This is a genomic window from Pseudomonas sp. CLCA07 (assembly GCF_053615335.1).
This window is the reverse complement of sequence record NZ_CM132131.1, coordinates 6,126,639-6,141,509: the sequence shown is the minus strand read 5'-3', so window position 1 is coordinate 6,141,509 and position 14,871 is coordinate 6,126,639. Positions and strand designations below refer to the sequence as shown.

12 protein-coding genes are annotated in these 14,871 nt (G+C 56.1%); 7 read left to right on the top strand and 5 right to left on the bottom strand.

The window, feature by feature from the left end:
* Positions 1-144: 144 nt before the first annotated feature.
* A complete protein-coding gene (locus tag ACWGZX_RS28230) occupies positions 145-1,200 on the top strand; it encodes a tetratricopeptide repeat protein (RefSeq protein ID WP_452626414.1) in 1,056 nt (351 codons plus the stop codon).
* A gap of 389 nt (positions 1,201-1,589) precedes the next feature.
* On the opposite strand, the gene ACWGZX_RS28225 is transcribed toward ACWGZX_RS28230, so the two are convergent.
* The 5 genes from ACWGZX_RS28225 to ACWGZX_RS28205 form a co-directional block, all read right to left on the bottom strand.
* Positions 1,590-1,967 (bottom strand): response regulator, encoded by a 378-nt coding sequence (locus tag ACWGZX_RS28225; protein ID WP_007949268.1) that lies wholly within the window; start codon positions 1,965-1,967, stop codon positions 1,590-1,592.
* 77 nt (positions 1,968-2,044) lie between these two features.
* A complete protein-coding gene (locus tag ACWGZX_RS28220) occupies positions 2,045-3,226 on the bottom strand; it encodes a hybrid sensor histidine kinase/response regulator (RefSeq protein WP_452626413.1) in 1,182 nt (393 codons plus the stop codon).
* Entirely contained in the window at positions 3,220-3,813 is a 594-nt protein-coding gene (locus tag ACWGZX_RS28215; RefSeq protein ID WP_452626412.1) for a chemotaxis protein CheB, read from the bottom strand. Before ACWGZX_RS28215 ends, ACWGZX_RS28220 begins: the two co-directional genes overlap by 7 nt.
* Positions 3,810-4,643 (bottom strand): CheR family methyltransferase, encoded by an 834-nt coding sequence (locus ACWGZX_RS28210; protein ID WP_452626411.1) that lies wholly within the window; start codon positions 4,641-4,643, stop codon positions 3,810-3,812. Before ACWGZX_RS28210 ends, ACWGZX_RS28215 begins: the two co-directional genes overlap by 4 nt.
* Entirely contained in the window at positions 4,643-8,134 is a 3,492-nt protein-coding gene (locus ACWGZX_RS28205; protein WP_452626410.1) for a response regulator, read from the bottom strand. The genes ACWGZX_RS28210 and ACWGZX_RS28205 overlap by 1 nt, the downstream gene beginning before the upstream one ends.
* Positions 8,135-8,394: 260 nt before the next feature.
* Between ACWGZX_RS28205 and ACWGZX_RS28200 the strand changes: the two genes are divergently transcribed.
* From ACWGZX_RS28200 to ACWGZX_RS28175, 6 genes are all read left to right on the top strand, one after another.
* A complete protein-coding gene (locus ACWGZX_RS28200) occupies positions 8,395-8,760 on the top strand; it encodes a response regulator (protein ID WP_452626409.1) in 366 nt (121 codons plus the stop codon).
* Between the two features lie 49 nt (positions 8,761-8,809).
* Positions 8,810-10,111, top strand: a complete 1,302-nt coding sequence (locus ACWGZX_RS28195; RefSeq protein ID WP_452626408.1) for a glycosyltransferase — start codon at positions 8,810-8,812, stop codon at positions 10,109-10,111.
* Between the two features lie 151 nt (positions 10,112-10,262).
* Positions 10,263-11,159: a phospholipase gene (locus ACWGZX_RS28190; protein WP_452626407.1), complete on the top strand. Its 897-nt coding sequence runs from the start codon at positions 10,263-10,265 to the stop codon at positions 11,157-11,159.
* 154 nt (positions 11,160-11,313) lie between these two features.
* On the top strand, positions 11,314-12,204 hold the full coding sequence (locus tag ACWGZX_RS28185; protein WP_452626406.1) for a phospholipase: 891 nt from the start codon (positions 11,314-11,316) through the stop codon (positions 12,202-12,204).
* Positions 12,205-12,273: 69 nt separating this feature from the next.
* A complete protein-coding gene (locus tag ACWGZX_RS28180; protein ID WP_452626405.1) occupies positions 12,274-13,179 on the top strand; it encodes an AraC family transcriptional regulator in 906 nt (301 codons plus the stop codon).
* 359 nt (positions 13,180-13,538) lie between these two features.
* On the top strand, positions 13,539-14,849 hold the full coding sequence (locus ACWGZX_RS28175; protein WP_452626404.1) for an ABC transporter substrate-binding protein: 1,311 nt from the start codon (positions 13,539-13,541) through the stop codon (positions 14,847-14,849).
* The last annotated feature ends 22 nt before the right edge of the window (positions 14,850-14,871 follow it).

Genomic DNA, 14,871 nt, shown 5'->3' with positions numbered 1-14,871 from the left:
GCTCCACGGCCTCGACAGGTTTCAATGTCGACGGAACCTGTAGGCAAAATCGTCGATATAGAGGCACGTCAGGGTTTGACTCACAGCCCGGCCTGACCGAAGCTGACGACCTTTGCAAAAGCTTGCCAGCTCCTGGATTCCTGCATGCCCCAGTCCCGCCGCTACTTGCTCATCAGTCTCTGTGTGCTGTTTGCCATCGCTATTGCCTGGTTATTCCTGCGCAGCACGACGCCTGAGGTGCCCGAAGCAATCAAACGTGGTTACAGCGAAGCGTTGACTCAGGCCCGCGCCGGTCAACCGGGGGCTGCACGGGTGCTTTACCAGCAATTGGGCCGCCCTGATCTGTCGGCCAAACGTCGCCTCTGGCTGCATGCCGAACTGCCCAACTACCCAAGCCCGCAGGCCCTGAAACTGGCGGACGCGGATCTGCAACATCCCAGTGAGGACGTGCGGATCGCCGCGATCAAAAGCATTAGTGGTCTGGTCTCCTCCGGGCAACGCAGCCTATTGATTGGCCCGATGCTCGATGACGACGTGGAAAACGTGCGATTTGCAGCCGTCAACGCTCTGCTGGGGCTGTCGCCGGATGATCTGGGGTTGTATTTCGGGCCGTTGGAGCAAGCCATCGATGCTTGGGAACTGGCCCTCAACAGTCAACCGCCCAGCGCCCAAAACCAATACCAGTTGGCGCGCCTGCACCTGCACAACGCCGAGTTGAAAGAGGCGCAGGAGGCACTGGAACGCACATTACAGCTGGACCCAGGCAATCTGCCGGCCTTGGTGATGCAGATTGATGTGCTCGACCGGCAAGGCCAGAGCGATGCCGCACGCCAGTTGCTGGCGAAGCAGTTGAAAGCGCAACCCGACTCGGCCTACCTGCAACATGCCCTGGGGCTTTGGTTGCTGCACCACGGGCAAAGTGAGTTTGCCTTGCTCGGCCTTTCCAAAGCCGTGGAACTGGAGCCCGACAACAAGGACTATCGCTATGACCTGGCAACCACCTTGCACCTTGAGCAAGAGCTGGAAGCTGCGCAAAAGCAATTACAGGAGATCGTCCAGCGCCACCCTTCCGACCGCAAGGCGCGAGTGCTGCTGATCAACTACTGGAAGGAAAGCGGACAGTTGCAGAACGTACAGATTCTGCTGGCGCAACTGGAACAGCTCAATCCGGACGACCCCGCGTTGCAGCAAGGGTTGTAACACCACCCTCTGTAGCAGCTGCCGAAGGCTGCGACCGGGGGCGTAGCACCCGCCCACCATCCGACAACGAGCGCTACGCACTCGAACGCAGCCTTCGGCAGCTGCTACACGTCAGGCCAGCAAAAAGGTTGAACCGTCATCACGGCCGAGGGTCAAGTGAACAGGCAGTCCCTACAGGCAACTCAAGCCTGCTGCCTCGCTTCCCCTAGTCATGAGAGGGAGTTTTTTGTCTACGGCTAAGCCGAACATGCCGCCGTGCGTGGCGGGCTTCTAGACCCCGGCATGCAGATGATCACCAAACCCTTCACCTTTGACCTGCTGACGGCCAAGGTGCGGGAGATGATCAGCATTTGAAGCGCCCCTCCCCTCGACCACCGATCGCAATGAGCTCAGGAAAGCATTTGCTGCATGAGTTCTTGCAGTTCATCCAGATCGAACGGCTTGGCCAGGATCGGTGCAGTTTTGGTGATCGGGCTATCGGTCTCGCGGATTTCCTGCGGGTAACCGCTGATAAAAATCACTTTGAGTTCCGGTCGCAGCTTCACCGCAGGCTCGGCGATCTGCACGCCGGAAATCCCGCCGGGCAAGCGGAAGTCGGTGATCATCATGTCCAGGTGTGGTTTGCTCGCCAGAATTTCAAAGGCCTGCTCGCCGTTTTCGGCCTGCAGCACCCGGTAACCTTCACCCGACAAGTAGGCGGACAATACCATCAGAATCGAGGGGTCATCCTCGACAATGAGTACTACATCTTGCGCATCTTCACTCATGGGAAGCCTTTGTTCGGTCAATAGCTGCTGATACGACCGTGGGGTCGATCAGAGGTTGCGTTTATTTGGCTGTTTCCCTACAGCGGCAGACAAACGCGAAACAATGCGCCTTCGCCAATCCGGCTCTCGACGGTGATAGTGCCACCATGGGCAGCGACAATCTGTTCCGAAATAAACAGTCCCAGCCCCAACCCCGCCACCACGGTTTTGGCCGAAACCCGTTCAAACTGCTGAAAAATACGTTTCTGGTTCTCTTCGCCAATACCGATACCGCGATCCTGAACCTCGACGCGCGCCTGGCCGTCCTGATTGTACACGCGAACGTCGATCGGGCTGTGGGCGCCATAGCGCAACGCATTGGTCAGCAGATTGGAAATCACTTGCTCGATACGAAATTCGTCCCAGCTGCCGACCACCGGCTGCTCGGCCGTCAGCGTCACCGAAGACTCGGCGGCTTTGACCTGCGGGGTAAAGTTTTGCAGCAGGTTGCTGACCAATTGCACCAGATCAAATCGGGTGGGCCGAATCGACAGCTTGCCGGTGCGGATGCGTGACACGTCCAGCATGTCTTCGATCAGGCGGATCAGGCTTTTGATCTGCCGCTCGTCGCGGTCGACCATGGCGTGCATCTTGTCCAGCGTGAACGCCGACGCGTTATCCCGGGCGAGGTGCATCTTGCGCAACTGGGTTTCAAGGATCAGGCCATTGAGCGGCGTGCGCACTTCGTGGGCAACGATCGACATGAAGTCATCGCGCATGCGCACCGCTTGCTCCAGTTCCAGCTGAGTGCGCTGCAACTGCTTGAGCAACTCTTCTTGCTCGTGACGGCTCTGCTCCAGCGCTTCAACCTGCTGCTTCATCGCCTTGCTCTGGCGATACAGATCCACGAACACGTTGACCTTGCTCTTGACCGCATGGATGTCCAGCGGCTTATGCAGGAAGTCCACCGCGCCGCTTTCGTAGCCTTTGAACGCGTAGTTCAACTCGCGACCGGCCGCACTGACAAACACGATCGGGATGTTTTTGGTTTTTTCTGTACCGCGCATCAATTCGGCCAGCTCGAAGCCATTCATACCCGGCATCTGTACATCGAGAATGGCCAGGGCGAATTCGTGCTGCAACAAAAGCGACAAGGCTTCATCAGCGGACAAGGCTTTGTAGACCATACGGTCTTCACGCTTGATCAGCGCTTCGAGCGCCAACAGGTTCTCCGGCAGATCGTCGACGATCAGCAATTTGGCTTGGATGTTACTTAACATGCTATTCGTTCCAGCTCGACAAGCAGACGGCCGATGCCGCGGACAGTGAGAATATGGTCAGGCGGCTGAATATCCAGTGCTGCCTGAGGCATCGTCGCGACCTGCGCCTCAGTCGGGTCTTGCACGATGGTCAGGCCACCGCGACGTTTAACGTGGGAAAGGCCACGGGCACCGTCGCGATTGGCCCCCGTCAGCAACACGGCGGCCAAGGCTGAACCGTAGGCATCGGCAGCGGACTCGAACAGGTAATCGATGGCGGGTCGCGAATGATGCACGCGATCTTCCAGGCTCAACGAGAAGCTGTGGTCCTGTTCCACCGACAAGTGATAACCGGGTGTGGCGAAATACAGCGTCCCGGCTTCAACCCGGGTTTTATCGGTCGCTTCCCGAACAGGCATAGAAACCCGGCGCGCAAACACCTCGGCCAACAAGCTGCGGCGCTCGTCGGGCAGGTGCAGCACCACAATGATCGGCAATGTGAAGCCTTCACGCAGCGGGCCAAGAATAGTGAGCAACGCCTCCACTCCGCCGGCCGAAGCGCCGATCACGATAGCCTCGATTGAAGGAACATCTACAGCGTCGCTCATGATTTTCGGTAGATCCGTTCTTGTTTGACCAGCGGTTCGAACTGGTTGCCGTAGGCCGAAAATTCAGGTGTTTCCTTACTGCCCAGCACCAGGAACCCGCGATGACAAAGGGACTCATGGAACAACCCGAACGCGCGATCCTGAAGATTTTTATTGAAATAAATCAATACATTACGGCACGAAATTAATTGAGTCTCTGAAAAGACACTGTCCGTCGCGAGGCTGTGATCGGCGAACGTCACGTTCTCACACAGGCTTTTGTCGAAAATCGCGTAACCATAAGCCGCCGTGTAGTAGTCGGCGAATGAACACTGGCCACCCGCCTGCTGATAGTTAGAAGTGTAGGCCCGGACATTTTCCATGGAGAAAATCCCCTTCTTGGCCTTTTCCAGCGAGCGTGGGTTGATGTCGGTGGCATAAATGATGGTTCGGTCGAGCAAGCCTTCTTCGCGCAGCAGAATCGCCATCGAATAGACCTCTTCACCGGTACTGCATCCGGCAATCCAGATCTTGATCGATGGATAGGTCTTGAGCAGTGGCACCACTTCCTTGCGGATCGCAAGGAAGTGCGAAGGGTCGCGAAACATTTCACTGACCGGGATCGTCAGCAATTGCAGCAATTGCATGAACGCAGCCGGATCGTGCAGCACCTTTTCTTGCAGGGCCGAGATGGTGTTGCACTCGAATTGTGCCAGCGCATGATTCACCCGGCGCTTGATCGACGCGCCGGAGTAATCGCGAAAGTCGTAGCTGTACTTGAGGTAAATCGCCTCGATCAACAAGCGCAATTCGATTTCGCTATTTCGCTCCACTGAATGAATGCGTTCCACTAAATACGTTCCATCTTCGGTAACCACACGCGAATCAGCGAGAACAGGCGATCCAGGTCAATGGGCTTGGCCAGGTAATCGTTGGCGCCGGCTTGCAAGCAGCGCTCCTGATCGTCCTTCATGGCCTTGGCCGTCACTGCAATGATGGGCAGCTTGCGCCAGCGCGGGTCCTTGCGGATCTCGATAGTGGCTTCGAAGCCATCCATCTCCGGCATCATCACGTCCATCAACACCAGATCGATGTCCTCGACTTCATTCAGTCTTTCAATCGCTTCACGACCGTTTCGGCCAATGACCACGACTGCGCCCTTTTGCTCCAGCGCACTGGTGAGGGCGAAGATGTTGCGAACATCGTCATCCACCAGCAGCACCTTGCGACCCTCGAAGACCTTGTCGCGGCTGCGCGCGGTCTTGAGCATCCTCTGCCGTTCATGGGACAACTTCGATTCGACTTTGTGCAGAAAGAGTGTGACCTCATCCAGCAAACGCTCGGGCGAGCGTGCGCCCTTGATGATGATCGAGCGCGAATACTTGCGAAGCTCCGCCTCTTCATCGCGGGTCAGGTTGCGCCCGGTGTAGACAATCACCGGCGGGAACGAGCAGATGTCTTCCGTGGACATGCGCTTGAGCAAGTCGTTGCCGAGCATGTCCGGCAGTTTCAGGTCGATGATCATGCAATCGAAAATCGTCGTGCGCAGCAGGTCCAGGGCGTCCTGAGCCAAGCCAACGGCAGTAATCTCGATGTCTTCGTCGCCGATGAGGCGAGCAATGCTGTCGCGCTGTACGTCGTCATCTTCCACCAGCAGCACCCGTTTGACCTTCTGAGTCAGCTTCGCTTCGAGGCGGGCGAACACATCCTTCAGTTCTTCACGAGTAGTCGGCTTGACTGCGTAACCGATGGCGCCCATGTGCATCGCGGCTTCGACCCGATCTTCCACCGAAATGACATGAACCGGAATGTGCCGGGTTTCGGCGTGTTCTTTCAGCCGCTGCAACACGGTTAGCCCGGAATGATCCGGCAGGCGCATGTCCAGCAAAATGGCGTCGGGAATAAACTCCTTGGCCAGGTCATAACCTTCGTCGGCACCGTGGGCGACCAGGCACTGATAGCCCAGCTCGTGTGCAAGGTCGTAGAGGATGTGCGCAAAGTTGGGCTCATCTTCCACCACCAGAATGCAGCGTGTGGTGAATGGCGCCTGGGTGCGGTCGTCGTTGAAGCGAGGAATATCCACCTCGGCAATCAGCGGCACCAGCGCTGCCGGTGCCACGCGGTGGGTGATTGCCACGGGAGAAGCCTTCATGGGTTCGACAGGCTCGTCTCCCGGCTCGACGTATTGCTGGGGCAAGACCAGGGTGAACACACTGCCCTGCCCCGGCTCACTGGTTACGCTGATCGAACCACCGAGCAACGCGGCCAGGTCCCGAGAAATCGACAAGCCCAGACCGGTGCCGCCGTAACGGCGATTGGTGGTGCCGTCAGCCTGGCGGAACGCTTCGAAAATGCTGTCTTGCTGCTCCTCGGCGATACCGATCCCGGAGTCGCGGATGATAAAGGCGACACCATCATTGGGCTGCGACGCCACGGTCAGGCTGACCGAGCCTTTCTCGGTGAATTTCACCGCGTTCGACAGCAGGTTTTTGATCACTTGTTCCAGACGCTGGCGGTCGGTGAAGAGCATCTTTGGCGAACCGGGTTGCGACTCGACGTGAAACGCGAGGTTCTTGTCGGTTGCCATCGGCTCGAACATCCCGCGCAAGCCGTCTACCAGACGCTCGACGCTGACGTTCTCGGGACGCATCTCCAGCTTGCCGGCCTCGACCTTGGAAATATCGAGAATGTCGTTGATCAAATTAAGCAAGTCATTCCCGGCGGAATAGATCGACTCGGCAAACTTCACCTGTTCGGCAGTGAGGTTTTCCTGAGGATTTTCAGCAAGCAATTTGGCCAGGATCAACGAACTGTTCAGCGGCGTGCGCAGTTCATGGGACATGTTGGCGAGAAACTCGGACTTGTACTTGCTGGAGCGCTGCAACTCCAGGGCGCGATCCTCGAGCTGCACCTGAGCCTGGTTCAGCTCGGTGTTTTTCAGGTCCATGGCATCGCGTTGATCCGCCAGGATCTGCGCCTGCTCGGCGAGTTGCTCGTTGGTCTGCTCCAGCTCTACCTGCTGGGTTTCCAGGTGCGCCTGGGACTCCTTGAGAATTCGCGACTGCTCTTCAAGTTCTTCGTTGGCGGTCTTGAGTTCTTCTTGCTGCACTTGCAGCTCTTCGTTGAGCTGCTGGGTTTCACCCAACACTTCCTGCAAACGTTGCCGATAACGAGCGGCTTCGATCGAGGTGCCGATGTTGCCGGCAATCAACTCAAGCAACTCGATGTCACGATCAATCAACGGGCGCAAGAAACCCAGTTCGATCACGCCATTGACCCGCTCGTCATCACTGGTCGGCACCACGAGCACGCTATGCGGCAGGCCTTCGCCGAGGCCGGAACTGACCTTGAAGTAATCGCTCGGAACATCATCAAGACGAATCAGGTGAGCCTGGTTCGCGACCTGACCGACAATCCCTTCATCGCTGTAAATCTGCTGGTCGCGTTCTTCCTGCTCACGCGAGAAACCGTAGGACGCAATGCGCTTGAGGCCACCGTGGTCTTCGCGAACATAAATGGCGGCGACGGCGGTTCCCAGGTACTGCGCGCAGAACTGCAAAATGTTGCGGCCCAATAGATTGAGGCTCAGTTGCCCCAACACTTGCTCGGCCAGCTCAGTCTGGCCATTGCGCAGCCAGGCTTGTTGTTCCAGGCGCCGGGCGCTGGCTTGCTGCGCGGCCAGGTTGGCGCTGTAGTCTTGCGAAAGATTAAGCAGGTCGCGACGGCCAATATAGGCCAGCAAGGCGCTGATACCGGCGACGAATAACAGGTACAGGCCGATGCTCCAGATCGTGGTACGGCGCACATCGTCGTTACGCGTGGCACGCAACTGCTGCTCCATGTCGATCACTTCTTCGAACTGCTTGCGAATTTCATCGGTCAGCCGTTTGCCGCGCCCGGTCTTGACCGCAGCGCGGTAATCACCGCTGGTACGCTGCAAATCGATCATCGATTGCGCGTAGGTTGTCCAGTCGGTTTGCAACGCTTGCAGACGACGCACACGATCGGTCTGCGCCGGATTGTCAGCGGTGAGTTCGAGCAAGGTGTTGAGGGCGACCGTTATTCTTGGCTTGGCCGTCTCGTAGGGATCAAGAAAGTGTTCGTCACCGGTCAGCAGGAAACCGCGCATGCCGGTTTCCAGATCGACGGTCAATTTCGATGCCTCATTGGCGTTATTGATCACCCGGTCGGTGTGTTCGACCCACTGGATCACTGACAACAAATAAGTGATCAGCGAGACAAAAAACACCGCACTGATGATGCCGACACCCAATGGCAGGCTGACGTTGCGGCTCAGGAGTTTGCGGAATCGTTGCTCATCAACCGAAGACGCAGTGGTCATGGGAAGGCCTTGTCGAACTGTTCGAAATGATGGAGTCTGCCCCAAAAAAGGCGTATTGATCCAATTTTCTGCCGTGTATCAAGGTAAATCCCCGCATTTAGCTGCGCGAGCGCAAAGGGAGCGGTTATCCTTGCCACCCGTGTACCGTTGTTCTTTTTTGCGCAGCATTGGGAACTTGTCGGGACCCACCACTTACTCACGCAAGAGCCCCGCAATTTTATTGACCGGCACCCTGAATTCATTCTTTGAGAGCTCCCACTATGTCCGCCGACGCATCCATCATATTAGTAGTCGAAGACGATGCCATTGTGCGCATGCTGATCGTTGACGTGCTGGAGGAGCTGGAGTTCAAAGTACTTGAGGCGGATGGCAGCGAAAAGGCGCTGGAATTTCTCAACGACGAAGACCAGTACATCGATTTGATGATGACCGATGTCGGTTTACCGGTGATGGACGGACGAGAACTGGCCGTTCAGGCAAGGATGCTGCGCCCTGAACTGCCGATCCTGTTCGCCAGCGGTTATGCCGAAAGCATTGAAGTGCCTGTTGGCATGCACGTGATCGGCAAACCGTTCTCGATCGATCAGCTACGCGACAAGGTCAAGTCCATGCTCGGCCAGGCCTGAGTCCCTCGTTTCACCCTTCTCTACTACCTGCACCAAGGAATACCCGTTAATGAGTCAGCCCCGCGCAACCAAAGTCCTGGTCATTGGTTACGTCTGGCCCGAGCCGCGCTCTTCAGCGGCCAGCGGGCATGTGATGCAAATCCTCGATACGTTGTTGCAGCAAGGCTGGGACATTACCTTCAGCAGCCCGGCCGGCACCGGCGAACACCGGGCGGACCTGACGGCGCTGGGTATTCGTGAAGTGGCAATCGAGTTGAACAACAGCAGCTTCGACGCGTTTATCAGTGAGCTGGCACCGGATATCGTGCTGTTCGATCAGTTCATGATGGAAGAACAATTCGGCTGGCGCGTTGAAAAACACTGTCCAGATGCCTTGCGTGTGCTTGAGACGTCGGATTTACAAAGCCTGCGCCATGCCCGGCATCAACGGCTTAAAGAGCGTTTGAAAGACCGCGACGACGCCAATGACTTCAGCGAGTTGTTTGCTCCGGCATTGCGTGAAGAGTTCGAGTTAATGGCTGATACAGACCTGGCCAAACGTGAGATCGCCGCGTTGTATCGTTGCGATTTGAACCTGATGATCTCCGAAGTGGAAATCGAATTGCTGGTCGAGCAGTTCAAACTGCCGCGCAACTTGTTGCACTGGTGTCCGCTGATGGTCGATCTGCCGAGTGCGCCGCCAACGGCGTTTGCAGACCGCGCGCATTTTTTGAGTATCGGCAACTTTCGCCATGCGCCGAACTGGGATGCAGTGCTCTGGATGAAAACGGCCATCTGGCCGCTGATCCGCGAGCAGTTGCCCACGGCGCAGTTGCATATCTACGGCGCTTACACACCGCCCAAGGCCACCGCGCTTCATAACCCGGCGCAGGGCTTTCATGTGATGAACTGGGCTGAAGACGCCTTGCAAGTGATGTCGGCAGCACGGGTGTGTCTGGCACCGCTGCGGTTCGGGGCGGGCATCAAAGGCAAGATCGTCGACGCCATGCTGTGTGGCACGCCGAATGTCACGACGCCGATTGGCGCAGAAGCCATGCACGGGGTAGAAGCATGGCCGGGCGCGGTGGCCATTACGGCCAAGGCATTCGCCGATAATGCGGTACACCTCTATAAAGACGAAACCCGGTGGTTGCAGGCGCAGGCATCAGGGTTTGAATTATTGAGCACTCGTTACCAGTCGGCTACACACGGCCTTGCATTGATCGCCAGACTCAATGATTGCCGGCAACATCTTTGCGCTATCCGAAGAGACAACTTCACCGGCAGCATGCTGCGTCATCACCAGCACAAAAGCACTCAATATATGTCGCAGTGGATCGAAGCCAAGAACAGACATAAAGAAGATGCCTGACTATTAAATAACCCCTCTATGCCCATACACTTTTAGCATCAAGCCTTATTTGTCTATCGCCTCGCATGAGGTTATAAGTAATTTGCCATCGCTCAGAACGTTACGACCAACAACTTGAGCAAATTACTTATTACCCATGCAAGGAAGCTATATGAGCAACACCCATCTAAACATCCAGTCAAATTTCACCTATGACCCTGTTGATTTCACGCCAAGCCGCTGGATGAGCGACACTCCGACTATTGATAACTTGTCGTTTGCCGATTTGGTATTACCCGGTGCCCACAATGCCGGTGTAGATAAAAAAGCATCTTATGCAGCACCGGGCATAAGTCACTGGGCGTCCTGTCAAAGCAATAGCTTTTACTATCAATTGACCCAAGGTGCGCGTGCACTCGACCTGAGGCTGGAGTACGAGGTTTCCCAAAAAGGCGTCGCTACGTTCTGGTTCCATCACAACGGCTTTCGCTCGTCCCGTTCGCTGGAAAACCTGGTAACGGGTGTGATCCGCTTTCTTCAGGAGAACCCCGACGAATTCATCTTGCTGGACTTTCACGAGTTGACGTCCGACGAACTGCCTTTCAATTTCAAGGAATTGAACAGGTTTCTGCTGACACATTTGGGAAACCGGATGATCCCCTACAGCAATGCTTTCCTGACGCTTGGACAACTTAAGCAAGCCAGCTACGCACAACGAGTGCTAGTGGCAACCGAGCGTCATCCGGACATGGACTCGTCCTGGTTTTGTCAAAAAATCGAGCACAAGTGGAGTGGTATTGCGACCACCAGCATTAGTGAACTGACCACACATATCACGCAGGTCATGAAGTACCCGCCTCGCGGGTTGCCATGGTCGCTTTCCGCCACCAGTTACAGTGCCTTGGGCGGCCCGGTGAACATCTGGCAGCAGCTGGACGACTGGTTTGATCCCGCTGGCCGTGACTGGGTCCTGAAAAGCAGTATTATTAATGCAGATTTTTTTGAAACATCGAAACTGGTGCAACATTGTCGGATGGCAAATGTGATCAAAGCGAACAACGACGCTTGACGTGTGCCAATCAGGCATGGATTGAACGTGCCATACATTCGCTATGTTTATAAAATTGTTTCAAGCGCTGGCAACCGTGCGATTGTCTTCTATTGTTGTTTTACCGATAGTACTTCCCCCCACGGACGGGGCGAAATCATAAACAGGATTGAAAATGACAAGGCATACAAAAGGGAATTTGGATAAACATAAATGGATGAGCAATACCCTCGATATCAATCGCCTGAAACTGACCGACATCGTCTGGCCCGGCGCCCATAATGCTGGCATGGATAAACAGGCACCCAACTATGACGTGGTGATCGGAAACTGGACCACCTGTCAGAACGATTCGTTCGCCTGGCAACTTGCGAATGGTGCAAGAGCGTTTGATATCCGTCTCGGTTATACCCAGGGTCACGATCAATCGATTTTCTATTTCCATCATAACGGCTACCAATCGCACCGCGTCCTTGAGGAATTGATCAGTGCCGTAACAACGTTTCTCGATCAAAATCCGGATGAGTTCATCGTCTTCGACTTCCACCAGCTGGGAGACGGGACCAAACCCTTTGACTATCAGAAACTGAATAACCTTCTGGTCAGTCGACTTGGCCAGCGGATCATTGCGCCTACCCATGCCACAAGCACGTTGGGTGAACTCAAGCGTCTCAGTGCGAGCCACAGGATAGTGCTGGCGGCACCCAAGGTTCCAGAGCTGAACGCTGACTACTTCTGGCCGCGCATCCCGCACAAGTGGAACGCTACCCGTTTTAATGACGCCGACGATCTGAAACGCCTTATCGCCAGCACACTCGAAAATGCGCCTTACGAAACGTTCCTGTGGTCGTTGTCAGCTACTAGCTATGCGTTTCTGGGCGGCCCCCAGGACATCAAGAACCACATCAACGACTGGTTCAACCCATCCCGGGACTGGGTGACACGTTGCAGCATTATCAATATCGATTTCTTCGACGAGTCAGAGATCGTTCGTTTCTGCTGGATGGCCACGAGTATGAAAGCCGTTTACGGCGGTGCCTTGCATGATCAGGCGGCAACGCGCTGATACATACTGGCATTCCCCACCCGGAAGGAGGCATGATCAGGACGCTATGCCAATAAAAAGCGCCCTGACATGACCCGAACAGCCAGAGTCACCGATCCTTCCTACGAACTGATGGACGACCACAACGGGTTGTCGATTATCTATCGCCAGCACGGGTTCCCCTGCCCCTTGGTCCGCTGGCATTTCCACAAGGAATACGAACTGCACCTGATCGTCGCCAGCTCCGGCAAGGTGTTCATCGGTGATTACATCGGCAACTTCTACCCGCAAACCCTGTTCCTCACCGGCCCCAATCTGCCGCATAACTGGATCAGCCAGGTTGCGGAAGACGAAGTGGTGCCCAAGCGCGACATGCTGGTCAATTTCACGGACGAGTTGTTCGAAAGTGGACATCAGGTTTTCGCCGAGCTCAAGACCCTCGCACCGCTATTGGAACGCGCTCAGTACGGTATCGAGTTTCGTTGCAAGAACACCATTCGCCAAGCCATGACGCTGATGCAGCATATCGCCGACACCAAAGGCATGACTCGCCTCGGGCATTTTTTCATTCTGCTGGAGCTGCTGGCGGCCTCCAATGACTTTCAATTGCTGTCGGGCGCAACGGCGTCGCATTTGGGCGATGAACACAACGTTGATCGCACCAACCGCGCCGTAGATTACATCTTTGCCCATTACGCCCGGGAGCTGCCGCTTGAGGAGGTCGCCGAGCATTTAGGCATGAAGCCGACGTATTTCAGTCGCGTCTTCAAGCAGGCCACCGGGCGCTGCTTCATCGAATTCGTCAATCGCCTGCGCATCAGCAAATCCTGCGAGCTGCTGGCCGATGGCGATAAACCGGTGACAGACGTGTGCTTCGAGTCGGGCTTCAACAATATTTCCAACTTCAACCGGCGATTTCAGCAACTCAAAGGCATGACACCGTCGCACTACCGGCGGCTGGCGGTACAGCGGTTGACTGAGCAAAATCAGCACTGAAACCTCGTTCTGTAGCAGCTGCCGAAGGTTCGGGCCGCGTTCGGACGTTCGACTGCGCAGCAGGCGCAAAACCTACCACTGCGATCCTCCAGGATCACCGCGTACTCTGTTCCAGCGAGTGCTGCGCACTCGGACGTCCGAACGCGGCCCGAACCTTCGGCAGCTGCTACAGGGTGCCTGGCGCTAAATCCTGCCTTTCCCGATCCCGAGTGCAAAATAGTATCGATTCAAGTGCGATGGATGATTTGTCACGCCATCAATTGAAGGCTGTAATCAGCGCACATTCTTACTGCCACGCAAGAACACAAAAACAATAACTGTCCTTCTGTAGCCCTTGGGGTGCAGAAAAGGAGTGCATGATGCAACCTTCTGTAAAAGCTCTGCTTGCCCTCACCTGCATGACCCTCAGCAGCGTCAGCCTCGGCGCTCAGACCCTGACCATTGCCACCGTCAACAACAGCGACATGATCCGCATGCAAAAGCTCTCGAAAACCTTCGAGGCCGAGCACCCGGACATCAAGCTCAATTGGGTGGTGCTGGAAGAAAACGTGCTGCGCCAACGCCTGACAACCGACATTGCGACCCAGGGCGGACAGTTCGATGTGCTGACCATCGGCATGTACGAAGCTGCACTGTGGGGGGCCAAGGGCTGGCTGGAGCCGATGAAGGATTTGCCGGCGTCTTATGTCCTCGACGATGTGTTCCCGTCAGTGCGTGAAGGTCTGTCGGTCAAAGGCTCGCTGTATGCCCTGCCGTTCTATGCCGAAAGCTCGATCACCTATTACCGTACCGACCTGTTCAAGGAAGCCGGGCTGACCATGCCCGAGCGCCCGACCTGGACCCAGATCGGCGAATTCGCCAACAAACTCACCCATAAGGACAAAGAACAGTACGGCATCTGCCTGCGCGGCAAGGCCGGCTGGGGCGAGAACATGGCGTTGATCACCACCGTCGCCAATGCCTATGGCGCACGCTGGTTCGATGAAAAGTGGCAACCGGAATTCACCGGCCCGGAGTGGAAGAACGCGCTGAATTTCTACGTCGACACCATGAAGCAATCGGGCCCGCCAGGGGCCTCCAGTAATGGGTTCAACGAAAACCTGGCGTTGTTCAACAGCGGCAAGTGCGCGATCTGGGTCGACGCCAGCGTCGCCGGCTCTTTTGTCACCGACAAGACGCAAAGCAAGGTGGCTGACGACGTTGGCTTCACCTATGCCCCGCACGAAACCACCGACAAAGGCTCGGCCTGGCTTTACTCCTGGGCACTGGCGATTCCGACCAGTTCCAAGGCCAAAGACGCCGCGAAAGCCTTCAGTGCCTGGGCCACGTCCAAGGAGTATGGCGCGCTGGTCGCGGAAAAAGACGGCATTGCCAACGTGCCGCCCGGCACACGTGCATCCACCTACAGCGAGGCTTACTTGAACGCCGCGCCGTTCGCCAAGGTCACGCTGGAATCGCTCAAAGCCGCAGACCCAAGTAAACCGACACTCAAACCGGTGCCTTACATCGGCATTCAGTTGGTGACTATTCCTGAGTTCCAAGGCATTGGCACCCAGGTTGGCAAGGCATTCTCGGCGGCGCTGATCGGTCAAACCACCGTCGATCAAGCCCTGACAGCCGCCCAGCAAACCACCGAACGCGAGATGAAGCGCGCTGGTTATCCCAAGTAAACGCCATCCCCTTTCCTGTGGG

Coding starts and splice junctions, on each gene's coding strand:
- ACWGZX_RS28230 (WP_452626414.1), top strand. CDS start 145: ATGCCCCAGTCCCGCCGCTACTTGCTCATCAGTCTCTGTGTGCTGTTT.
- ACWGZX_RS28225 (WP_007949268.1), bottom strand. CDS start 1,967: ATGAGTGAAGATGCGCAAGATGTAGTACTCATTGTCGAGGATGACCCC.
- ACWGZX_RS28220 (WP_452626413.1), bottom strand. CDS start 3,226: ATGTTAAGTAACATCCAAGCCAAATTGCTGATCGTCGACGATCTGCCG.
- ACWGZX_RS28215 (WP_452626412.1), bottom strand. CDS start 3,813: ATGAGCGACGCTGTAGATGTTCCTTCAATCGAGGCTATCGTGATCGGC.
- ACWGZX_RS28205 (WP_452626410.1), bottom strand. CDS start 8,134: ATGACCACTGCGTCTTCGGTTGATGAGCAACGATTCCGCAAACTCCTG.
- ACWGZX_RS28200 (WP_452626409.1), top strand. CDS start 8,395: ATGTCCGCCGACGCATCCATCATATTAGTAGTCGAAGACGATGCCATT.
- ACWGZX_RS28195 (WP_452626408.1), top strand. CDS start 8,810: ATGAGTCAGCCCCGCGCAACCAAAGTCCTGGTCATTGGTTACGTCTGG.
- ACWGZX_RS28190 (WP_452626407.1), top strand. CDS start 10,263: ATGAGCAACACCCATCTAAACATCCAGTCAAATTTCACCTATGACCCT.
- ACWGZX_RS28185 (WP_452626406.1), top strand. CDS start 11,314: ATGACAAGGCATACAAAAGGGAATTTGGATAAACATAAATGGATGAGC.
- ACWGZX_RS28180 (WP_452626405.1), top strand. CDS start 12,274: ATGACCCGAACAGCCAGAGTCACCGATCCTTCCTACGAACTGATGGAC.
- ACWGZX_RS28175 (WP_452626404.1), top strand. CDS start 13,539: ATGCAACCTTCTGTAAAAGCTCTGCTTGCCCTCACCTGCATGACCCTC.